The organism is Silicimonas algicola, assembly GCF_003148765.1.
Lineage (GTDB): Bacteria > Pseudomonadota > Alphaproteobacteria > Rhodobacterales > Rhodobacteraceae > Silicimonas > Silicimonas algicola.
On record NZ_QGGV01000001.1, the window covers coordinates 1 to 23830 of the forward strand.

Consider the following 23830-nt stretch of genomic DNA (forward strand, 5'->3'; position numbering starts at 1 on the left):
CCCGAAGCGCCATAGGATGTGGCTTGCCCATCTCGGACCCCCATATCTGCCCTGCAGGCAGAGAATCATACAGCCGACTTCATGGGAATCCTGAACGAATCGACCGCAACACGCTCTAGAGAACAGCAACAGTATGAATTTCCTCGCGAAGAGACTGGAAACGACTCGAGTTGACTGACTCGTCTCTCAGAAGGCCATGCGTAAGGGAGGACGCTTTGCGCACAGAGCCCTAAAGTTTTTTCTGGCTATCAGTTTGCATTGCATGCGGAACACAAGCGGCTCTCCTCAACTTTGGTCTAGCGAGATGCCTTCTTCCAGAACGTGAAGTTGCGTCCAAGAACGACCTGAACAAGGGCTAAAAGCATCACCGCGTTCGACGCCACCAAATGGTATGCGAGATGGGCAAGGCGCCACTTGCGCCCCAACCGCTCCGCCACAAGCCCAGCGAGTGCCAAGGATGCAGCTGCGCCATGGAGGAAGAGCAGAACAGCAAAAAAGGTCCGATCAGGTGCCATCCATACCACGGCCAGGTTTGCTATCGCGCCGAGCAACATAGGTAAAGGCAAGAATATCCTCATCACCTTGTGAGAGAGGAACGCGGCAAGAATGAATGGACGTCTGAAAGGCCAGATTTCCCTTCGAGTCAGGAGAAAAATGCGCCCTGCGGTGATACGAATACGGCGAGTGCGCTCGACTGCCGTGGATTCGCTCGGGGCTTCCCAACCGATGGCATGACTCGCGAACCGCACATTGCGACCTCTAGATAGATTCGACATGGTAATCCAAGCGTCGTCGTTGACGATCCCTTTTGCCAGAGGCTGCCAGTCGGTACGACGAACTGCGAGCATAGATCCCACAGATGCCACGGTTGCGCCCAGTCGGCTTTCCATACTACGGATGTAGTCCTCGTAGCGCCAGTAGAGTCCCTCCGATCTACCTGTCATTGCCCCTTCGCTAGTGAAGTCGGGCTCGGTGAGGCGATGCGATCCGCTGACAACTGCAACTGAGGGATCGGAAAACTCTCCAATCAGTTCACCGATCGCGTTCCTCTCGTAGATCTCGGAGCAGTCGGAGAAGAGTAATGTTTGGTAGCTTGCAGCCTCGACTCCAGCGTTCATCGCGGCGGCCTTCCCGCCGCGAGGCTGGCGATCGATTACGCGAACAAGGTGAGACGCACTTTCAAATTCGCGCGCGACAGCCAGTGTTGCATCATCGGACCCGTCATTTACGACGATCACCTCATCTGGTGCGGGTGCGAGCACCAATGAATTCTCTAGCTTCCGACGAATGACCCCGGCTTCATTATGTGCGGGAATGATCATCGATACTCCTCCCCCGTGGGAGGAGCCGCTAACGTACTGCCGATCCGACGCTATTGCATTCAGCAGAAATAAGACCGCTGGATAGCCAACATAGTGATAAAATTGATAAGCAATGCATAACAGTGTCACTGCTGCGGCGAAGTCAGCAAGTGTCATCGAATCTCTCCAAGTAATGCATATTTGCGCCAACTGATACGGAGATGGGCAACGCGGTACGCAGGGGCTTCCAGCATTTTTTTTGCGGGCCAATCCGTGCCGTGAAATTCATCGACAAACACCTCGGGACGGCGCCGATTCATGCAGTTCTACTGTTCCTTAGGAACTTCCTCACCATAACACGAAGCATCTCGATCAAAGTGGCTCTTGTGAGGCGGCAAGGTGTTGTCGGAGAGGCGATGCCGCTTTCCTCCTAAACCTGAATCGGGAAGCTGCTGCATAACATCACTCGTCCACGCTGAACTGCACGCTGGGCCTGCACTATCGGCGATGGCACCAGAAGTTGGCCAGTGCAAGTTGCGAGGAAAGAGAAGGCGCATTCGAGGTAGCGGAACAGGGCTGGATCCTTCCATGGCGAGAAGCAAAGATCACATGTTAATTCCCTGCCTCGAGCCAATCGGAAGCGTGCATGGGCCAATATTCACCGCGGTCGGGCATACGATATCTGCCTCGAAGCGACCCTTGATACCAGGCCAATCGCTGAATTGACCGGAGACATTGAAGTTGCCACCTCCAGCGTACCAACCACTCAAGGAAGTCCGATCTTCTGAGATGTAAAAGCTTTCCAGCTCAACCTCCACGAGATATTCACGATCATCCTGCGTCAGAATACCCTGTCCGGCACCCCGCAGAAGTACTTGATCATCATCTCCGCGGGTCACGACCCCCGTTACGCGAACGTCTCCGTCAGGGCGCTTGAAACCTGACCGGGAGAATTGAAAGTTCCGCATAACGCCACTGAACGTGCTTTGCTGATAGTTCACCAGCAATGCAAAATCCGCTGCAAAACTTCCAACCTCATCAAATTTCCCTTCCATTGGTGCCTCGTAAGCGAATTCTGCACACGCGGCGGCGAGGATCAAAGGCGACATAAACAGGACGGGTCGAATTCGGAACTTCATTTGCAACCTTTGCTTGGCTTGGTGTTATCGGGCGGTCCGTTGCCACAGTACTAGCAGAGCGACGTAGAGTGCCTCCACAAGAGGCTATATAGAACAAGGATTCCGCTTCACATCTCGTTTGGAAACTCAATCAGAGTTCTGCAATTCGTCCCGACAGTCAAGCTTCCGTTGCCTCCGGGGGTAAATTGGTCGCGCCTTGCGGGCTCTCATACTGCGTTGAGTTCGAGGATCTGGGCGCGGCCGATTGGCGATCATGGGTTCGCAAACTTTTGTTGGCCGGACCTGCCCTGAACCGCGACGCTCAGCTTCGCTGACGAAGTGTCTGAATGAGCGACGTCTGAGGCTGCCTTCGTAGCCGGCTTGCAGCAGGCGAAGATGCCTTTCGTGAAGCGGAACATTGTGCGCCACTGGTCTAGAACAGTCTACCGCGGGCGCTCGTCTATCTATATCGATCAGTTGCTTAGGAAAGGTGGACTCTGAAAGGTGGACTCTATCGACGGCGCGTCGCGTAACCTTCGCCTCTGAAGCGCTTCAACCGACACGGCGCCCGCTCGATCCGCAGGCCCTCGCTGATTTGAGGAACCCTTACTCTCCTGTATCTGGCCTTGCCACGGGACTTGGGAAGCGTAGGTCGAAGGTGACGATGCGCCTCGCCGGGCCTTACCCTGTCATCATCGCTGATTCGGAGCAGCTTAAAACCGCGGACGTGCCAAGCGCTTTGGCAAGAGCTCAACTCGCACGTAGGACTGTGCCGCCTTCTTCGGTGTCGCTTCTTGCAGCGGCGCCGGGTTGGATGGCGGATGCGCTAGAGGCTGTCGCACCCAAGGAAGCACCCCCTAGGATCCTCAGATCACCAAACGTCGAGCGGGAACCTTCGGTCATCCGGCAACGAGAGCGAGTCCCATCGGTTCTTCGAGAGGCCACTTGGTGTGCTGCCGGATATCCTGTGGGGAGACTCGAGCGATGCAGGGCCATCGGTAGCTGTCTCGGAGGTAAATCTTCGAAACGCTTAGCATTCACCGGCAGATGTGCGCAGGCCAAGTTGACGAGGATCATCCGTGTCGTAATCACAATGGATGTTCAGGACATAAGTTGGTTCCAGGAGGACGAGGAAGACCTGACAGGATATTGTGATCTTAAAATGAGGTCCCGTCCCGACTGTGGACGTAGCTGTTGAACTTTGCTGCCTTGATGCCGTCAGCCGCGCTCCGCATGAGGCCACGAGCCATCGTCGCGGCGCAGTTTATGCAGAAGGTCAGTTGCTTTGCTGTACTGATATAGCGCTGAAAAGGAGGGCTTCGGCAAGCGAGTTGCCGAGGTAAGGGCTTATAGACGGCGAACGAAGAATCGGATGAGAGAACCGGGGTTCGAACGGTTAGGTCCGAAGGCAGTGAAGCGTCGGCCTCGTTTCGAACCTAAATCAAAAGTGGCCTCAATGCAGCCTTTGTCGTGGCTTGGGAAACTGGAGGCCGTGAAATCCTACAACCTTTGTTGTCATGTAGAACGCAACTGTCCCGTTGCTTGCTACGCTTCGAACAAAGCGGGGCACAGGCGGGCCCACTGCCGGAGGTTTCCAATGCTTCTGTGGGCAACTGGAGATGATCTATGGGCACATGGTGCTTGACTCGTCCTGTCGGATAATGATGATCCGCTATGCCCGCTTGGGGTTGCTGCACACCTGATGCCCGTCGCTAAAGCGAGGGCCTCGTCTATTTGCACACCAGCTACGTTCTGCATCCCAATCGGGTGCGGTGTTTAGGAGGTGGAGTCGCGGCCTGAAAACCGCAAAACGTTGCAGCGGTGCGTTCGCACCTTGACGCTGTAGGGCGGATCAGACTTTGGATAGGTGTGATCATGCTGCACGTCCAATGTCGCGACTTGCTTTCTCGAGGAAATCATATTGTACTGGATCATCCTGGATGAAATGATGACACCAATAACCGAACCGGCCTTTACGTGTAAGTTGAAGCGAGCTGACAGCAATAGGTCCGTGATGCCAATTCCAATTACGCAGCGAGGACAAGCAAACCGCACATCGGGCCGCTTGGACATTCTGACTTATCACGCCATTACCCCGAACAAAGCTCCCCTCGGCGACTGGTGCTTTCTTCCCCTTTGTAAGTTTGCGACACAGATGCGAACGCTGAGACGAATGGGTATAAGGGTTTTGCCTCTTGTTGATGCTGTGTCGTCGCTTCTCGATGGGAGCCTGCAAGGGCACTGCGTCTCAATCACATTTGATGACGGCTACCTCAACAACGTCAGTCTCGCGCTCCCGGTTCTGGAGCAGTATGGGTACCACGCAACAATATACCTGGTGACGGGTCTGGTTGGAGAAAAGAGGACCCTTTGGTCAAACCGTGTCATCCATGCGGTCCAAAGCAGTCATCGCGAGAGCGTGGACTTCCGAGGGCATCGCTATTCCCTTGGCAGTCATGAAGATCGCCGCACAGCTTCGCGCGGTTTGCAGCGCGCCATCAAGGAGATTGCTGGTGCCGATCCCAACTCTGCGAGCAAGGAGATCGAGATAGCCTGCGAGACACCCACTGAGCCTGAGTTCGACCGGCAACACGACTTTGCGATGGTCGATGAAGCCGCCATTCGTGTTGCGCATCGCAGCAGGCTAATCGAGTTCGGGGCGCATACCGTCACACATCCTATTCTATTAAGATTGGGAGACGCAGATTTGCGCCGGGAAATTCTCGATTCCGTTGAGCAGACGGGGCACTTGACTGGTAGGGAGTGCAGGACCTTCGCCTATCCAAACGGGGGGCCTGAGGACTTCGACGAGCGCGCAATAGATCTGCTTTCCGGGACGAGTGTAAAGAATGCAGTGACGACGGTTCAAGCGAGGAACAGAGCGGGCACAAGTCCCTATCGTTTGACGAGATGGGATATCGGCAGTGATGTGACACTGCTGAGATTTGTCGCGACCGTGTTGGGAGTTTATCCTGCCGGTCGCGAGAAGGCCTTGCTATCCGAGGTGTGGTATGGGTGACCTATGCTTGGGCTACAGACTGAATCGGCGCTTACTCGCGGCAACGGGACCGGTGGGCATTTGTCCTGGAACATGGCGCAAGAGCGGAGGCGTCCTTCCGCGGTATTCTTATGGGAGCTAAAAAGGGAATGGCAAAACGATTGACTTCTGCCGCATTAACGGCGTTCCGTCGACCCGGACTTGTACGGAACCGCGTGTTCGGAACGCTCAATTATTGGCCGGTTTCAAGGTTGACCAATGAAAGATTGCGGCTGGCTCCCTATTTCTGTATCAACCTCACTTCAAGTACACGTCGCCGCGCACTGGCACAGCGTCAGGCAAGCAGGATGGGGCTGGAGCGTTTCGAGTTTCATGATGCCATTGTCGGCCGTGACTTGAATGTCACCGATCTCATCAAAAAAGGTCTGTATGACGATGTCGCGGCTAAACGATACCATGGCCGCTCGCTCTCATTGACGGAGATTGCGATTAGCCTTACGCATGCGAGGATTTATTCCGAGATCATCTCTCGGGACTTGGAGGAAGCCGTCATTCTAGAGGATGATGTCCTCTTCCTGCCCCGAAATATCAATGCCCTTAACAGCTCGAACGTCCCTTCGGACTTTGATGTCTTCTTCCTCCATGCGCAACTTGATGAAGAGCCGCCTCGAGGCAAGATCGCGAATGGTGTCCATCTCAGTGACTCGTATGTTGCGTCCTCAGTTGCTTACCTGATCTCGCGGCGCGGCGCGGAGAAACTCGCGCGGGGTTCGAAGCCCGTCGTCCACGCGTCGGACGGTCTCCTCGGTCGCGCGCTGCCATGGGATGGCGATCGCCCACATTCATTTCGGCAGCAGGGTGTAAGTATTGAATTGAACGCTTACCTGATGCATCCACCGGGAGCCTTGAATGGCTCTACATGCCACTTTGTGGGGAGTACAATTCCGGAGATCTTTCATAGTAAATGATACGATAGGCTGCGCGGGCCGTATCGGGTGCGCGCTGTATGTCCAGCATCACAGAAAGAGGGAGCAAGGTGTATCCATCTGGTCCTATCGGGCTGAACGGATCGGGAGACAACCCGCGGCGGCGTTGGGTGATGAACTGTTGATCGCCCTCGAATATTCAGCAACGGAGTCCTGGATTTCTCCCAATACTCCTGTCCTAAAATCGATAGATCCGCATGGGACTAGCCGTCGTGATCATCGTTTAAGGATAGGCGTTGCTCGTGAGGAGATAGGCATCATGCGTCGCGAAGAGGCTGCATGGAGATAGTTGCTGAACACAACAGTGAATCTCCTAGTGAAGGACGAAGAGGCACGGTTGTACTTGTCATAGATGGTTTGGGGCGAGGTGGGGCTGAAAGGTTACTAGCGCTTTATGCTCCTGCAATCCGGGCTCTTGGCTATCGCGCGATTGTGGTTACGCTGCAGGTTCGAGATGGCAACGCAGAAGCCGAGAAACTGCGGGCGGCTGGGATAGCTGTTCGACATGTAGAACTCACGAAGCTACGCAACGTCACCGAGCTAAGGAAGGTCATCGCGTGTATTCGGGAGCCGAAGCCTTCGGTCATTCATACTCATCTGGAGGCGGCGACGGTCGTTGGAGGCATTGCCAGCGCGGTCCTGCGTGTTCCCGCCGTGACGACACTTCATACGCTCGAGCATCCGACCGGCATCAACCGAGCCAGCTTTCGACTGTGGGTCCTTAGGCTGCTACTGACTCATATTTACGATCGTGTCCTGTGCCTTTCGGATACAATCGCAGATGAGGCGCGCGAGCATGGACTTCGTAGAGCGCCACTGGTTACGCTACCGAATGGAATTCTCCCTCCGGAGAGCTTGGATGACCGTTGTACTGTCCGGAAGAGGCTTCGCGCGGAACTCGGAATCTCCGAGGGCGCGCTCGTTGTCGTCACGGTAGCGGTGCTCCGGCCGCCCAAAGGTGTCGATCGCCTCCTGGCCGCGATGTCATACGTCCTCGCCTCTGTGCCCGATGCAATTCTTCTTGTAGTGGGAGACGGCAGCGAGCGTGAACAACTGGAACAACAGACTCGCGACCAAGGAATCGCGCATCGTGTGGTCTTCACGGGATTTCGGGAGGACGTCTATGATTTGCTGCGATCGTCTGATCTTTTCGTTCTTCCGACGCTTTGGGATACCCTACCTACCGTGGTCATCGAGGCGATGTTTGCCTCATTGCCGATCGTGGCGAGTAGAGTAGGCGGCATTCCGGATATGGTGGAGCACGGCGTGCAAGGTGCGCTTGTCCCGCCCGGAGATGTGCCCGCACTTGCGAGCGCAATCCTTGGGATGTTGACCGATGCTCGTCGCCGCGAGACAATCGGCCTTGCTGCGCTGCGTCGAGCGGAGACTGACTTCTCGCTTTCTATTCAGGTTCAAAAGCTCGCCGATCTCTATGATGAAGTCATCGCCGGTGTGAGGCCTCCGTCTTGAGAATCTTCATAGTCGAAACCAATGCAAAAGGTGGACTGGCTCTTTTTGCATATCATATGGCAACGTCTCTTGCGGAGCAGGGGGCGGACGTAACTCTTCTTACCGGCCGGGAATATGAGTTAGGACATTTGCCTCATAACTTTACGGTTCTTTTAGAGCTTGATCTTTGGAGCCTGTTTGAAGGCCGCAGCGGACGATCGGGCGGAAAACGTCTCGGTGAGTCAAGAACGGTTCGACGTATCCGAAGAGGCGGAAAGTTCATACGGGCTTGGGCTCATATCGTTCGACGATTGCGGGCCGAAAACCCCGACGTCGTAATATTCAGCATGATTCATTTTCCGTTTGAACTCTATTTCTTCCATCGGCTTCGTGCATCCGGCCTGAATCTAATCCAGATCTGCCATGAGATAGAGAAGCGAGACGTAAAGCGAGGCTGGTTTGAGACATGGTTTGGCGATCCGCTGTTGAAGCGGGCCTACGCCTGTTTCTCTTCCATTGTGTTTCTTGCATCTTCCGTGGAACGTGACTTCGTGGATCTCTATGGGGATATTTCCCGTCGGGTAATCTTGCCGCATGGCCCGCCGCTTTCTCTTGGTAGTTTCGATAAGGATTCAGGAGTGGCGCGCTACGGAATTGGAGATTTCGAGAGGGTTATCCTCTTCTTCGGACTCCTTCGCCCAAGCAAGGGTGTTGAAGATCTGGTCGATGCATTCGCCGCGCTAAAGAACCGCTCGGGCGTGTGTCTGCTCATCGCTGGATATCCCACCAAGAACTTCGACGCGGAAGGCTTAATAGAGCGCGTTCGTAGTTTCGGTCTTGAGGGGCAGGTGTTGTTGCATCTTGACTATGTTCCGGATGGTGATGTGGGTCCACTTCTCACGCTCGCGGAAATGCTTGTTCTCCCCTACCGTAATGCGACAGCCAGCGGTCCTGCGGCGGCGGCACAGTACCTGCATTGTCCTATCATCGCCACCGACGTCGGCGGGTTCAAGGAAATTATTCAAGATGGCGTTACTGGGCGCATTGTGCCTGCACGAAACATCCCGGCTCTTTCAAGGGCGATTGGCGAGATGTTGAATGATCACGTGGGGGCTCAGCGAATGGCCGAAGCTGCTTATCTGGACCAGGCCGAAAACCGGTCCTGGAACAAGTTTGCGAGAGAGGTTCTGAAGCTCGCAGAGGTGTAGGATGACGGAAACTGCCTCTGCGGGATATCGACGTCAACCTTTCCGCACGGTGCAGTCTTCCATCGAACTGATGCCGCGCATGGGCTTCCGACCAGGATGCAGCGCACCCTGTACTCGGGATGGTGTCGCGGGTTAGGGGGCGGTTCGGTACGTCTATATCGGCCGTATAGCTGGTGCGGGAGTGAGCGGCTCCGAGAGATCTGCCTTCTGACCGAAAGGAACCGGCCGTCAATGTCGCGCACCGGCGTGGACTTGCCCCCGTTTCACCGGACACTCAGGCGGTTGCGGTTTGAGCTGCGATGAACTCGTGTGGCGAGCGCATCTTCAGCCCTGAGTGCGGGTGATTGTCATTGTAGTCCTCGATCCACCCGGCGATCGGCGTCCGGCAGCAGCGTGACGTGGACGTAGTCACGCTTCAGCGTCTTGACGAACGCCTCGGCAATGCCGTTGCTCTGTGGGCTCTTCACCGGCGTGTAGCAGGGCCTCAGGCCGAGCTGGCGGGCGAAGATGCGCGTCTCCCTGGCGACGTAACATGAGCCGTTGTTGCTCAGCATCTCGACAGGGTGCGGCGCCCTGTAGCCCCCGAAGCTCTGCTCGACGACCTCCAGCATCATGTCGCGGATGTCCGATCCGCTGATGCCGGCGTTCACCACGGCTTGCCAAGAGATGATCTCCCGGTCGTGCGCGTCGATGACGAAGGCACCGCGGATGGCGTCCCCATTCCAGCAGGTGAACTCGAAGCCGTCGGAACACCAGCGGATGTTGGAGCGCATCGTGACCACCTTGCCCTCGTGGATCAGGTCTGGCCGTTCAGTGTATCTGCGAGCCAGCAGGAGATTGTGCGCCTTCATGATGCGATAGACGTGCTTGTGGTTCACGGGCGCAGCACCCGTGGCTCGAAGCTGCCGGTTCAGCAGCGCCGTGATCCGGCGGTAGCCGTAGGTGGGGCGCTTCGCGACCAGCCGCTCGATCAACGGCAGGACCGCCGCGTCTTGCGCCTTGTGATAGCGCCGCCGCGGCTTCGCGCTCCCGTTCAGCCAGGCGTGCAGGTTCGAGCGGGAGACGCCGAGGGTCTCGGCCACCACCTTCAGCGGGAACCGTCCTTCGGCAGCGACTGCGCGAGCCCGTCCGTTTTTTTTAAGCGGGTCTTGTCCAGCGCCTCCTTGAGGATCTCGACCTCCAGCGTCTTGCGGCCAAGCTGTCGCGCAAGCTCGCGGATGCGCTCCTCCATCTGCTGAACGGCGCGGTTGCTGGTCACGTCGTCATCCTCGGACACGGCAACGGCTCCTCCATCCAGCATCAGGCGGCGCCAACGATACAGCAGGTTCGGCGCAACGCCATTTCGGCGCGCCACGACCGAGATGCTGCTACCTTCCTCCAGCGTCTCCTCGACGATCCGAAGCTTCTCGCCCGCGGATCAGCGGCGCCGACGGCCGCCATCAGTGATGATCTCTATCTCAGACATAAGCACGTGCTCAGGCATACGCCTAAGCCTCCATGGCTATGCCCAAGTGCCCGGTCGAAACGGGGGCAAGTTCACGGCGATTGGATCGCGGTGAATCCTCTGCACCACGCTACGCACGCGAACCCGCCGGTAAGGACAGAGTGTTGTCATGCATGTATTCGTCGCATTTGCACTGACGCCTCGACGCTTCCTTCGCGCCAAGACGCCTCTGGTCGGGTGCGCGGGCTTGTCTTGACGTTACATCAGGTGGAGGGCAGACATGATCTTTCCTTCTTGCGCTATATCTGCGCCTCGTCCGCGTTCACCGGCGATCAGGACCTTGACCCGGTCGCCCGCGGCGGCTCTGGAGACATCCGCACAATCGTGAGCTCCTCAGTTCCGATCGATGACTCTCGAGCGTCCTACACTGCAGAAGGATCCGAGATCCGCGAGCGCGTGAAGCTTTCTTCAGGTGCAAGCAGCTCCTAAGCGTTGAACGCTTGGAACGGACCTAGTAGCGTGTGCCCAGTTGCTCATTTGAGGACGACTAGTACATGTCCATGCCACCCTTAGCTGTACTGACTTTGGCTTTGGCATCATTGATTCCGAGTTGCACCCCGCCTTCGATGGAGGAGGAGGGAAAAACGACGGCAGCTTCTCAGCGCCCGATCAAAGAGACGACGTCGAGCTATACTCGTCCCTACGGTCGAAATGCTCCTTGGAACGTGCCGGTGGCTGGTTTGCCGCGGCATCCAGAAAACGAAAAATACGCTGACCTTCTGTGGTTCAAAGCATCCGACAGGCCGGGTAACTTCAACATTCGAATGCAAGAGTATACGTATCCGGTATATTCGACGAAGGACGCGACAGGGTTTTTTCCAGTGGAAACTGACTGGCCATCGAACCTGCATGAAAAACTAATACCTTGGAATCCAGCTTGGCGTCCTGCGCCTGGCAGCGACGCGCAAGTAATCGTTTTGGATGTCGAAAACGGGAAGGAGTGGAACCTCTATAAAGTAAAAATGCCCTTTGACGGTGTGATCAGGGCGGTCAACGCGAACCTTGTACCCGGTGACTACCGGACGAGGGTCGAAGGTTTTGCGCCATCTCGGGGAGTTGGCATCCCCTATTTGGCCATGCTCGTTCGACCGGAAGAAATCGTTCAAGGCAGCATCGATCACGCCTTGTCTATGCCGATTCGGAACCCCAGCGGACAGTACTATGTGCCTCCTGCAACGAAACTTGAGAACGCGACAGGAGAAGTTGGGATTCCCGAGGGCATGCGGTTTGCGATTGATGTGACCGATGATGAGATAGAGGAGTGGGTGTCCGGTCTCGACGTCCCTCTTTCCCAGAAGAGAGCAGCTCGCATAATTGCCAGCGCGCTTCGTGACTACGGTTGGTTCATTACCGATGTGTCCGGAAGTGCAGGCTTCCAATTCGAGTCCTTGGTGTCCGCGGACGATGATTGGGAGCGTGTCGGCCTTGACGTCGTCCGCCGTGGCTACGCGGTCTATCCGCGCGACCTCCTCGACGGGCTGATCACGCGCGACCGTGTGTATGTCATCGTCGACAGCGAGAAGTACTGAGTGACGCTGGACCGGCACTCCGGCGGCTGGCTACTGGAGGTTTGCTCCAGCACTCAGAATCGATCTACCTAAGAATGGTAGCTCCTTACATCCAGTTGAACATGATGTGATCCCCTGAAACGCCCCCGATTTTCGTTAGAGTTTCCGCATCGAATCCCTGGCTGGGAGATGAGCGGAGTGCCCATGAAGGCCAGCAAGTTCACGGACGCGCGAGACAGGCGTGCATCATCAAGCAGGCTGAAGACGGGACGCCTGTCGCGGAAGTCTGTCGCAAGGCCGGGATCAGCTCGGCGACGTTCTTCAATTGGAAGAAGAAGTATGCGGGCCTGATTCCGTCCGAGATGAAGTGCCTTCGGGAAATCGAGCAGGAGAAAGCCTGTCTGAAGAAGATCTTCGCGGACTTGTCGCTCGACAAGGAGATGCTTCAGGACGTCATGAAGCGAAAGCTCTTCGCCATTGTCGCTTAGACCAATGACGCAACAATGGCGACCCTGCCCGGAAGAGGGCGCTGGTCGACGAGATGCGGCGGATTGGCAGGTGTCGATCCGCCGGGCATGTGCGGTGAGGTGATCGGGTTCGATCCGAGAACCTACCGGCACACGTCTCGTCGGCCCGGTCAGGCCGCGTTGGAACAGCGCGTCAACGGCCGGTTCCGGGCGCAATGTCTGTCCGCTCACTGGTTCATGAGCCTTGAAGATGCGGCCGAAAAGTTGGAGGCTTGGCGTAGAGACTACAACGAGGAACGGCCCCATGGTGCGATCGGGAACAAGGTCCCGGCAGCGCTGATGAAACCGGCACAGGCATCCAGCCCGTGTGTCTGATCGAAGGGCGGAAACTCCGACAACGGCTGAGGGCGCGTTGGGTAGCACATCAACCCCTGAACAGAACTAACTTATGAACGAGGACAATACGGGGAGCAGGTCAGTCCGGATCGCGCTCCCCAGGGCAAGATCCGGTGGTACTTGGCCCTCCAGGTTAGTGCGGCCGTCTGGCCCGGACGCCCCTTGAAGTTCCGATGGCGGGGCTTTTCCCCCGCGATGCTCTCCGTCATAGGCCGGCGATACCGGGTGTCACTGCTCCCTCAGAACGCCCTTTTTCCTGTGCTGCTGAAGAAGCCAGCGGGTGAAGAACTCCCAGCAGATCCAAGATACGACACCCACCGCGAGCGAAACGACCATGTCCAAAAGGTAGTTATCGACCATCAGCACCCGTCGGAGTACCGGCGGGACGTACCAGTGCGTGATGTATATGAAGAGCGATGCGCCTCCGATCCAGTACGCAGCCAAATTCAAGGGAACAGGAAGCGGGATGCGTTCGAAGAGTAGAAGCAGTAGTGCACCCGCCCACACCCAGAAGGGGCCGTGATAGATGTATTCGGCCCGATCAACAAAGCCCCAGACCAGGAGCGGGGAAAGGAAGGCTGCTATCCCGACACCAATTTTCAGTTTAGCTGTATCTGCCTGCTCAAGCATCCACCCCAACAAGAATAGCCACAGCAACATATGCGGAAGGTGATCCTTCAGGGCAGAAGTGTCCCATACGGTGGGGGCAACCATAGCGACAATCACCGAGATCAGAAAGAAGGCGACAGTGAATCTTCGGAGCCCCGACCGAACTGCTTCACGGACAATCTGAAACGCGAAGACAAGCGACAGAAAGAGAAGAATCTGTATGAGGACCTCAACATACCATGTCAGCGCCCGCCAATTATCCTGTACGAAAAAGTTCGAGACAAGCAGCAGGATGTCTGCAGAATAACCGATGACGGCCGTCTGGACAAGAAGGAGAACCAGGACGGTAGGGATGGCGATTCTTCTTGCGGACAAGAGAATGGAACGAACACTACCGTTCTCTATAACCTTCGGCAATTGAAAGCGAGAGAAGTTGTAGCCAGCGACAGCAAAAAGAAGAAATGTTGCCCCCCCGTAGCTGAACGGCGAGAAGTGAAACGCCACGATAAAGATGATGCAGAGAAACCTCAGGAAAATCGTGGTATCGACTGGCTTGACCCACCCTTTGTGCGGTCGTATCGCCCCCAGCTCTGCAATGGTCAGTTCCTGCCAGTTCTTAGGAATGTTTCCCAGCTTCGACTCCAATGCCAAGGAAGCCTCGATATAGGTGAGCGAGTCGCCACCTAGGCCGACAAAGCTGTCGGTGCTTTTGACCGCGCGCCCGGGGAACATCGTTTTGTAGATCTCAAGAATTGAATCCGGCTCGTCGAAAATCGGCATCTGCAGAAATCGTCGCCAGTCACCGCTCCGACGGTGGGTTTTCGAAGCGGAGCCTCGGCGCATCTCCTCATATTGAGTCGCAAGCGCGCCTCGGCGCAGTTTCCCCGTCGCCGTGATCGGGAAGTCGTCGACACGCATGACGTGGATGGAGGAACTTGCGCCGACACCCTGACCGCGCAGTTCCTCATCGACAGCAGCAGACACTTGCGCGTCGCTGATCGCGCAGTCCGTCTTGACGACTGCCAGCACGCCTTCGCCTCGTAAGGCGTCGGATATGCGGCTTACTGCGAACGACTCCCCAATCCCGAGCGCGTCGGCCACCTGCTGCTGAACGAGGTCTGCCGAAATTTTCAGCCCGCCAAGATTTATGACGTCGTCGGCGCGACCCTTGAAGTACAGGACGCCTTCCCGAACTTCCCCCAGATCCCCCGTCGTAAACCATCCTGCTGCATCGACATTCGGAACGCGCCGACCATTCTCGAGGCGCTCGGCGGCAACGTTCTCCCCGCGAATCCGGATACGTTGCTCTGGGTCTAGGCTGATCTCGACGTTACCGTATGGCCGTCCAACCGACGGCAGCATCTCGTCCGGCACACTGCTGATGTCGAGGAAGGTTGAACGTGAAGCCTCCGTGAGGCCGTAGTGCTGAACGATGGTCGCGCGAGGAAAAAGCTCTCTCATCTTGCGCTTTTCATCACCTGTCATCGACTGACTGCCGATCTCAATCCAGCGCACGCGGTCCCCTAGTGATCCGATCAACTCGGCGCGCTGCAGAAGCGTACGCCAAAGCGTAGGAACCGCAGAAATCGCGTTGATCTCGCCGTTGCGGAGCATCTGAGCGATCTCGAGCGGGTTGAACCCCACTTCTGGGACAAACGAGCGGCCGCCGGCTGCGGCAACCGTCAAGCATCGCCCCAGCCCGAATGAATGGTGGACAGGAACCCCGATATACTCTCTGATCGAGTGGTCAATCTCCATGAACTCGCACAACCGACGGCTCGTGTTCGACATGTTCCCGCGGGTGAGGACGATCCCCTTGGGTTCGCCCTGCGTTCCGGACGTGAAGGCGACTTGAGCAACAGACGAATCGCATGGCAATTCACCCTGGCGGCTAATCCAACCGGTTCGGTTCTTTGGAGTTATGACTTCTGTCACCTCGCAGGATCTGATACGCTCGACGTCTTCGGCAGAGCGAAGAGAGACAACGACCGTGCCATTCGATACCAGTTCAAAGAAACTTTCGAAGTAGTCGCACGAATTTCGAGCAACCAGTCCAACTACGCGTGCGTCAACACCAAGGATGTGGATTACCATTCCTATTTCTCTTCACCCAACCTAGACCAGAGACCGCAAGTGGTCCGCTAAACGCAGGCAGAACTGGACGATTGGCAATGTCGGGTTGCTGTAGCCGCCCGTCACAAAAACGGAGGATCCTGCCACGAACAGGTTTCGGGATCCGAAGACCTGGCAGTTCCGGTCGATGACACCAAAGCTTGGCGAAGACGACATGCGTGTCCCGCCCATGTGGTGATTGCCGGCGAGGAGGTCATTCGTGGGATAGTCGGAGTTATTGAGAAGCCATTCGCTGACCTGGATTCTTCCCAGATCCTCTTCCAAGAGCCATTGATTAAAGCGGGTCGCCGCCTCGACAATCGTGCGACGCTCGGTTGGACCCTTGGACCACCTCAACTCGACGTACGGTATGCCGAAGCGATCGACCTCGTCGCTCAGCCTGATCTCGTTCGACATCTCCGGTGCCTGCTCCCACGCAGCCCGAAGGTACACGCCGCAGACGAGGTTCTTGTCGGCCAAAGATGCCAGCCTTCGGCCAACTCCTGGAGCAACACAGAGGAGGTCGCGGATCAGGGCCTCTGTTCCTTCCACGACATTCGTCTCAAGGATCAGGCCGCACCCGAGGACTTGCGCTTCTTCCTGCGCTTCGCGGGCAAGGGAGTAGTATTTGCTCATGCGCGGTATGGACGTGCTGACGACCGCTTGTCCGATCTCGAAGTGTGGGTGTTCCATCCAATACTTACCGATAGGCGTGTTGGCGCTGAAGAATCGTCCAGGATACTTCGAGGTGAACCACAGAAGATAGCGAGAGTTTTCTATGCCGCCCATCGCGAGCACGAAATGCTTTGCGGAGATACTTAATTCTCTTCCGGTGTATCCTACGAAAGCAGCTGATGTGACGTTGCCGTTCTCACCGCTCAGATCATTAAGATTGGCGTTCAAGTACAACGCAATGTTCTCTGACGCCGATAGCACTTCGATGTACTTCTCACCAAATCTCACTGGTGGTGAGAATTGGAACTTCACACGTCGGAGGCCATGGCCCAGTTGATTCTGCTCAAACTCGAAATCATTCGGAATCTCCAGTATATCGCAGGCCTCTTCCAGATACGGTTCGAGATCCGAGTTGTCGATCGGCCAAGTATAGTGGGCTCCATGATGACCTCTATCGAAATCAACATCCTCGAAAGGTCGGCTCCAACCCGCCCAGTGGTTCGTCGTCCCGCCGAGGAAACGAAGGCGGGTGACATCAAGATCGAAATACGGATCTCCTGAAACACGGCCACGATACGCGTCTTGCGAGTCGACCGAGAAATCTCGGCCACCAGCCTCGCAAAGAGCAACACGAAGAGCCTTGTCTGAAAGGGACAGGGCGAGTGTTATTCCAGCTGCGCCCGCGCCAACGATGCAGACGTCGTATCCGTCTTGCGCAACTGGACCGTCGGAAACGGTGTCTAGGTCAAAAAGCATCAGAAATCCTCAGCCTTCAGGATCCATCGGTTCGCGGTGACCTGGCCATTTCCGATCCATAGGACCGAACCCACGCCGCTCGCGGAGAAAACAAAAGCAAGAAGTCTTAGGGCATGTCTGCGTTTCATAGCGCCACCATGTACCGTTTCTGTTCAGAGCGCTTCGGGTTGCACGCGGCCAGCAAAGCGTCGCGCATGACGGAATCGACGTCGTGCTATTGAGCATGACGACACCTAGGCATTTCAACAAGAGGCGATAACAGGTACACTTGCGGGGAGCATCAATCCCTCCTCCAGCCCAATATACGCTTGTACGCCTAGGACTTTTGCATCCACTCGGTCGAGCCGAGGGAATGCTTGATGTCTCTGCGCGCCTCAGCGTGCGTGATCCGCGGGAACTCGTCCGTGAGGCCTGACATCACCATCAATAACTCTGAAATTGTCGTACCACGGCCGCTGGCTGCGTTAACTTAGGGACCTTCACGCGGTCGCAGCATCGCGGCCACGAGGGTTTCGACAACATCGGAGACGTGGATGTAGTCTCGCGACTGAGAACTTTCGCCGTAGATCACGAAGGGCTCGTCTCGTCTGGGCTTGGAACGAAAATCGAAAACACGCCGGAGTATGGTGAGGGCGGATCCTGGCCCGTTCCTAGGTTACTGAAGGGGCGTTTGCCGACCGTCGGGGCCATGAACGCGCGCGGTGACCGCAGCGCGAAATTCGCTCCCCAGCTTGTCGACGCCATAGGCGGTCAGAGGAGCCGGTGTCACTGGCTCTGCAAGCTGCAGTTAGGCATTGCCCCCGCACACTGCTGCGGATGAAGCGTACACGACGTGCCCGACCTTGCTCCGGGCGGCGACTTCAAAAACGATCGCCGAACCCGACTGACTTGTATGATGGCTCTTGCTCCAGCGCCTGTTGCTAGGTCCCACGGAGGCGACGGCAGCGAGGTGAAAAACAACGTCTGAAGAACTGTTTGCAGCCTCGACATCATCGGGCTTCCGGACGTCGCCTTCGAGAAGCTCGCATCCCGGAACGAGCTTCGTCAGAGCGCTGTTCGACAGATTGCCCAGTACGACCACCTCGTCGCCGGCCGCGAGGAGACATCTGGAAAGGTACCGACCAACAAAGCCGCAGCCGCAGGCGAAAAGGTATTGCGCCATGATGCTTCCCTCTTCCAACATCTACGCGGTTCGACGCCACCCAAAAATCAAGGCGATCAAGAGGCCGGCTGTCGCGCCCAATGCCGCAGAGACCGCTGTCTTCTGGAGGAGACTAAGACCGACCGGCTGGGCGCCGACGGCTGCGACGTCGAGAACCTCAATGGTTGATCCCATCGCCGCCTGTACCTCTTCGGCGAGCCGATTCTGATCTGCCAGGCGTGAGGCGTCTTCGAAGAGCCGCCGCGCGTTCTGTACCTCGGACTCGAGCGACTGCCGCTGAAGCACCCAGTCCACTGACAGATCGCCACCAACGCTGCTAGCAGCGCTGATCTCGTTGATTTTCGCATCGCGCTCGTACCGTGCAAGGCGTTCCTCCGCTTTGAGCCAGTTCTCACGCAGCTCCTCGGCGAGCGACATGAGGGTGTCGCCAGATTGTCTCTCCAGAAGCTCCGTGCGTATCTCGAGGTAGCTGGCGATCAGTCGATCAACCAACTGCTTTGCCAGTTCCGGGTTCGGGCTGCGATAGCTGATCCGTGCAACGTTCGTGCCTTGGATTCTCCGGATGCTCAGGACTCGGTTGGCTTCCTCGATCGAAGGAGCGGGCGCGTTGTCTTCGGAAAGTGAAGCGAGCGTGCTCTGAAGAACGCGCCGGCTTCCAAGGACCTGGATCTCTGTCTGCACCGCGTCGTCGTTGAGCAGACGGATAGGATCGCCGCGCCACGACTCGAAGGCGGGATTCGTGGGCATGTACTCCAGACCGAAGCGAAACAGCAATGTTGCGTCTGCCTCAAAGACGGGGATGTCACGCTTGGCGGAATCATGCCCAAACATTCCGGCAAGGGCACCGAAGGCGAGAACGAGGGGAACGTATATAAGGAGAAAGCGCATCACGCTGCGCTGCGGTCGATCCGCTGTATCGTTTACCAGATGCTATCCCTTCCGCGTTCTAGTCCGGATCCAAGAACGGCGTTGGGGGCCGAACAAACCAGGGCAATTAGAAACCAGAAATACCACGGAAATGCCTCATGCAGGAAAATGGCCGTGAGCAGGTTACCGACCATGGCAATCATGAGCCCGGCACAGGCCGCCTCCCCAAACCGATCTCGTTCTCCTGAAAACTTGCGCATTCCTTCCAAGGCAGCAGAAAAGGCGAACCAGAGAAGAGCGCTCCAGGCGAGGAACCCTATAACGCCGCGTTCAGCAAGTATCTCGAGAAAAAGGCTGTGTGCCTGCCTGTTTTCTCCCCGCGCCATCAAGTCGAATCGTCTCGCCGTGTCCTGATAGAGCCGTTCAAATGTGTCATATCCGGTACCCCACAGCGGATTTTCTAAGAAGAGGTGCCAGGCGGCCAGCATTTCGGAAACTCGTCCGGCGATGGCTTCGTCGGTCACGTTGCCCTTCAGCGTCACCAGCGCTTGAACGTCTTGGATCGCGATCGTGATACGCTCTCCGGCCTCAGACGACACGACGAGCAACGACAGGAAGACGATCGACACCAAGGCCAAGACGATGACGGGCGCGCGCGCTTTAATCAGGAAGGTGGCGAGAAGCGAGACGACGGCGAGCGAGACCATGCCGCCACGGGACTGAGTCAAGATGACTCCTGCGAATATGACAGCCGCGCAGGTAAAGAACAGGACGCGACCGCGTCCGTGGTCGACAAGCGCGAGGCAAAGCGACACGGGGTAGGCCAGAAGTAGGATCTGAGCGTAGAAATTTGGCTCGGCTACGGGGCCACCGAACCGAACCTCGTCAATCTGGCCGAACATGTAGGTTATGTGGTTCTTGGCGTAGCCGAAGAAGGTCTGGTTCTTCAGATCAAGGACGTACTGAAGAATTGTGAGAGAGCTTAGGAGCACCGCTCCGGCCACGACTCCGAGCACGGCAGCCTTGAACCTGGTCGACGAATTAATCACGAGGATGAAGGCGCAGCCAAGAATTATAAAGCGCCCGAGCTCCATTAGTCCGCGGATCGTCGCGGTGACGTGATCGGACACGAGAAGTCCCGCGCAAACGGAAGTGAAGTACAGAACAGTTACAAGAACGGGCGCCGCGGCACGAAATACCCTCTCCCGTTCGGTCATCCAGTCCTTGAGGAAGACGGCGAGGAGAGCCAGGAAAACCACCTCGGTGAGCGATGTGAAGCCCGTCGCTTCGGCAAGAACCATCGGCGAGTTGGTGAAGATTGCGAGGGCGCAGCCGAAGACAGCGATCGACGGTCGGGCGATCGCCACGATTGCCAGCGCCCCGAGCGACATAACGCTTAGTGCTTCAAGCGCGACGTCGAGCGAAATCGCGGTAATCAGGGCCGGGCTGGCCACGAATGTCGCGAGTGCGATCCCGACAAGGGACGGCTCAACTCTGCCGTTACGTGTAGCCAGGGTTTATACTCCATTAGGCCGCAGAAGGACCAGCAGTGCCCGGAAGAGAAGATAGATGTCGAGCTTGAGGCTCTGGCGATCCAGATACACGAGTTCCAGTTCGACTTTCTCATCGAAATGCGCGTGCCGAATCCAGATCTGTGCCGGGCCGATTACTCCTGGCGCGACGTCCAGACGCTTAAGTTGGTACGCTGCATAGTCCTGCGCCGGCACGGAGCAAGCGCGCGGTCCTACTAGCGTCATATGCCCCATCAAGACGTTCAGAAGCTGTGGGATCTCGTCCAGACTCGTCACGCGCAGAAAGCGTCCGACGCGCGTAATGCGTGGATCGTTGGTCATCTTAAAGCTTCCCCGGCACTCATTGAGGTGGATGATTTCGCCCTTCCGCTCATCTGCATCCGGAACCATGGTTCTGAACTTCAGCATCCTGAAGGTCTTGCCGCCCTTTCCGGTGCGCTTGTGCGCGTAGAAGACCGGGCCTCGATCTTCGAGATAGATGGCCGCCGCGATGAAGGGCGCAATGATCGTTAGTGGCGCAGCTGCAGCCGCAACAAAGGCCAGGTCTAGAACGCGCTTCAGGAACGGATACGGCATCTTCGTCGGAGACACCCGAGATATGACATCCGAGGCCGCCACTATGCGTGCATTCACGGAGCTCGGCAGAACATCAATCTCTTCAACAATGTCAAACGCAACTTGATCTTGCTGCAACGTTTCCACTACGCACCCCCAAAGCTACTCTACAAGAGCCACGACACTACTAGAGTCACGACGCACGAGCGACATCGGCTCCGAACACCGTGAAGGGGCTCGTTCGGCAAGACCGGAAGAGCAGCATCGTCGAACATTCAGCCCTAGCTCATTGGCCAGCCGGATTGAAGTCGCACCTCCTATCCACACACGGACCAAGCCAGTTAACACTGAACTAGGTCGAAATATCGTTACCGGCCGAACGTTCCCCATCACGTCAATGCCATTCCCTTAGCATGATGGGCACAGAGGTCCAAAGTCTTTTTCGCGCTCGTCGCCTTTCCGTCGACAGCCGCGTCCGCTTTGATGAACGTTTTTTGCATCGGAAACCCCCAAGGTACGGTGCGCGGGCGCATGGCGGCGTTCACGCGGTGTGCCGCCAAACGAATTTGGCTCTCGGAGAGGAATAGATGTAGAGGCTGTTCGGCTCGTGACCCGCTTCTCGCCGGCGACCGCTTCGAACCGCACACCGAAATGAAGATGCCGGTTGATGCGGCATGGTGAAGGCGTGCCCTACCCACTTCGACTGGAGTGGCCTCTCCCGTCTAGGAGGCAAAAGGGCACTGTGCATGAAGCAGCGCCATGACCGTGGCAATACTCGAATTGTGCACGAATGTGTCGCAACCGGAGCGGCTAGATGATTACGATGTGCATCTCCAGGACGATGCTGGCATATTTCGCACAGTACAGGCACATGAGGATTCATGGGCGCCGTCCTATCGCTCGACTCGTCGGCAGGGGCCCAAGTGAGAGGATGTGAGGCCAGTGCCTCACAACATGTCGGGCTGTGACCGCAACCACCGAAGTGAGAATGCAAGCGTGAAGAGGGGCCCTTCGAGCGGCTACGGGAGCAAGATGGCGCGTGGGCTGTCGATCACGCTGTCGTCCTACGTCTTTTCGCGACTCATCAATTTCCTCACGACAGTTGGTCTCGCCCGCCTGCTTTCGCCGGCCGACATGGGACTTGTCGCGACCGCTCTGCTCATCGTCTATTTCGTGGATGTCGCGCGGGACTTTGGGCTACGCGATGCGATAGTGTTCGAGCCCACCGGAACGGCCGAGACTCTCGCCACGGCCTTCTACCTTGTCCTTGGGCTCAGTGCGATCCAGGCGACTGCGACGCTTGCTGTCTCGGGCGTTCTGGCGGGGGGCTTCGACCGCCATCAGCTTGGAGAACTGCTGGCGGTCATGGCGTTCTTCTTCCCGGTGCAGGCAGCCGGCGCAATCCATGAATCTATTCTTCTGCGCCTTATGCGCTTCAACGAAGTTGCCGTCGCCGAGATACTCGGCGTGACGTCCAAGGCGCTAGTGACGTTTCTTACCGTCTTTCTCGGCTTTGGGCCGACAAGCTTCGCGATCGGTCACCTAACCGGCAGTGTGATCAGGTCGACATTCATCCTCTGGCGCCCGGACATGCCGAAGTTCGTCGGCGCTCCTTTTTCGCGGGATCGGGCGCGGTCACTGCTTGGCTACGGAGTAAACATATTCGTCACGGGACTTGTCTTCGTGCTGCGAATGCGATCCGACCAGGCGGCAATCGCGGTCTGGGTTGGCGAAATTGCGCTGGCCGGCTACTTTCTGGCCTCGCGCCTGCCGGAGATCATGATCTCCGGGATCAACGGCGCGATTACCCGCGTTGTCTTTCCGAGCTTCATCGAGGCTGGTCGCTACGAGAGCGGATTGCAAAGGATCTTTCTGAGCACGATCCATGGCTGCATGGCCTTGATCGCCCCCATCTCGATCGGAATTTCGGTCGTAGCGTCGGATCTTGTGCCGCTCGTTTTCGGCGAATCCTATGAGTACGCGGCGCCGGCACTGGTCTTCCTCGCGCTCATCGGGATCCCGCAGACACTCGGATGGACCATTGGCGACCTCCTCAAGGCGACCGGTCGTCCCAGGACGCTGATGATCGTCAACATCGTCGAGGCCGCCATCATCGTGCCGGTCCTGTGGACCGTTGCCGCGATCTTTAAGGATCTCACCGCCATCGCGATCGCGCTCTTCGTCTGCGAATGCCTTGCCGGGATCGCGCGCGTCGTGGTGACGCACGCGATCGGCGTGGCGTCAATTACCCAAGTCGTCGCCGCGGTGCTGCGACCGGCCACCTTCGCGCTCCTCATGGGCGCAGGTGTCCTGTTCGTGCAGGGCCTTGCAGATGTCTCGCGGGTCGCGTCGCTTGCTCTCGCGACCACCGTGGGCATCGCCATGTACGCCGCATTGATGGTGCTCTTCGATGCTGAAGCCGTTCGGAAAGTGCGCGACTTCCTGCGCAAGGCGAACTGACCTCCGCCGTGCTGAACGGGGCTGGGAGCACGCGTCAGATGGCGTGGCAACAACCGAAGGGGGAACGTCCATTCGCGACAGGACAAGGCTGTGCATCTGCAAGCGGCGACCCGCAACGGGCTGTTTTGCGCCCAAAACAGCCGTGTCCCGGACCCGCCGACCGTCCA

Annotated in this window: 15 protein-coding genes and 2 pseudogenes; 7 read left to right on the forward strand and 10 right to left on the reverse strand. The window is 57.2% G+C overall.

Features of this window, described 5'->3' with window-relative positions; all coding sequences use genetic code 11:
• Positions 1-296: 296 nt before the first annotated feature.
• A complete protein-coding gene (locus C8D95_RS00005; protein WP_109757122.1) occupies positions 297-1478 on the reverse strand; it encodes a glycosyltransferase in 1182 nt (393 codons plus the stop codon).
• A gap of 428 nt (positions 1479-1906) precedes the next feature.
• On the reverse strand, positions 1907-2410 hold the full coding sequence (locus C8D95_RS00015) for a hypothetical protein (protein ID WP_146202969.1): 504 nt from the start codon (positions 2408-2410) through the stop codon (positions 1907-1909).
• Between the two features lie 1930 nt (positions 2411-4340).
• Between C8D95_RS00015 and C8D95_RS00020 the strand changes: the two genes are divergently transcribed.
• From C8D95_RS00020 to C8D95_RS00035, 4 genes are all read left to right on the forward strand, one after another.
• The gene (locus C8D95_RS00020) at positions 4341-5438 is read left to right on the forward strand and encodes a polysaccharide deacetylase family protein (protein ID WP_109757125.1); all 1098 of its coding nucleotides are present in this window, start codon (positions 4341-4343) and stop codon (positions 5436-5438) included.
• 128 nt (positions 5439-5566) lie between these two features.
• The gene (locus tag C8D95_RS00025; protein WP_164721542.1) at positions 5567-6385 is read left to right on the forward strand and encodes a glycosyltransferase family 25 protein; all 819 of its coding nucleotides are present in this window, start codon (positions 5567-5569) and stop codon (positions 6383-6385) included.
• Between the two features lie 297 nt (positions 6386-6682).
• Positions 6683-7873, forward strand: coding sequence for a glycosyltransferase (locus tag C8D95_RS00030; protein ID WP_109757127.1), 1191 nt, complete (start codon positions 6683-6685; stop codon positions 7871-7873).
• A complete protein-coding gene (locus C8D95_RS00035; protein ID WP_126918460.1) occupies positions 7870-9060 on the forward strand; it encodes a glycosyltransferase family 4 protein in 1191 nt (396 codons plus the stop codon). The genes C8D95_RS00030 and C8D95_RS00035 overlap by 4 nt, the downstream gene beginning before the upstream one ends.
• A gap of 274 nt (positions 9061-9334) precedes the next feature.
• Here C8D95_RS00035 and C8D95_RS00040 read toward each other — a convergent pair.
• A pseudogene (locus C8D95_RS00040) lies at positions 9335-10456 on the reverse strand (IS3 family transposase).
• A 602-nt stretch (positions 10457-11058) separates the two neighbouring features.
• Here C8D95_RS00040 and C8D95_RS21635 point away from each other — a divergent pair.
• The gene (locus C8D95_RS21635) at positions 11059-12093 is read left to right on the forward strand and encodes a hypothetical protein (protein WP_126918461.1); all 1035 of its coding nucleotides are present in this window, start codon (positions 11059-11061) and stop codon (positions 12091-12093) included.
• Between the two features lie 183 nt (positions 12094-12276).
• Positions 12277-12914: pseudogene (locus C8D95_RS22875) on the forward strand (integrase core domain-containing protein).
• Between the two features lie 249 nt (positions 12915-13163).
• Here the strand turns inward: C8D95_RS22875 and C8D95_RS00055 are convergent.
• From C8D95_RS00055 to C8D95_RS00085, 7 genes are all read right to left on the reverse strand, one after another.
• Positions 13164-15638, reverse strand: a complete 2475-nt coding sequence (locus C8D95_RS00055; RefSeq protein WP_109757130.1) for an AMP-binding protein — start codon at positions 15636-15638, stop codon at positions 13164-13166.
• A 21-nt stretch (positions 15639-15659) separates the two neighbouring features.
• The gene (locus tag C8D95_RS00060) at positions 15660-17087 is read right to left on the reverse strand and encodes a GMC oxidoreductase (protein ID WP_109757131.1); all 1428 of its coding nucleotides are present in this window, start codon (positions 17085-17087) and stop codon (positions 15660-15662) included.
• Between the two features lie 469 nt (positions 17088-17556).
• Positions 17557-17712: an NAD-dependent epimerase/dehydratase family protein gene (locus tag C8D95_RS22880; RefSeq protein ID WP_109757132.1), complete on the reverse strand. Its 156-nt coding sequence runs from the start codon at positions 17710-17712 to the stop codon at positions 17557-17559.
• A gap of 162 nt (positions 17713-17874) precedes the next feature.
• Positions 17875-18270 (reverse strand): NAD-dependent epimerase/dehydratase family protein, encoded by a 396-nt coding sequence (locus tag C8D95_RS00070; protein WP_109757133.1) that lies wholly within the window; start codon positions 18268-18270, stop codon positions 17875-17877.
• Positions 18271-19137 carry a GumC domain-containing protein gene (locus tag C8D95_RS00075; protein ID WP_109757134.1) on the reverse strand — a complete coding sequence of 289 codons (867 nt, stop codon included), beginning with the start codon at positions 19135-19137 and terminating at the stop codon, positions 18271-18273.
• Positions 19138-19169: 32 nt separating this feature from the next.
• Positions 19170-20570, reverse strand: a complete 1401-nt coding sequence (locus C8D95_RS00080; RefSeq protein WP_109757135.1) for an O-antigen ligase family protein — start codon at positions 20568-20570, stop codon at positions 19170-19172.
• Between the two features lie 63 nt (positions 20571-20633).
• Positions 20634-21350: a sugar transferase gene (locus tag C8D95_RS00085; RefSeq protein ID WP_206508403.1), complete on the reverse strand. Its 717-nt coding sequence runs from the start codon at positions 21348-21350 to the stop codon at positions 20634-20636.
• A gap of 885 nt (positions 21351-22235) precedes the next feature.
• Here C8D95_RS00085 and C8D95_RS00090 point away from each other — a divergent pair.
• The gene (locus C8D95_RS00090; protein WP_164721545.1) at positions 22236-23663 is read left to right on the forward strand and encodes an oligosaccharide flippase family protein; all 1428 of its coding nucleotides are present in this window, start codon (positions 22236-22238) and stop codon (positions 23661-23663) included.
• Positions 23664-23830 lie beyond the last annotated feature (167 nt).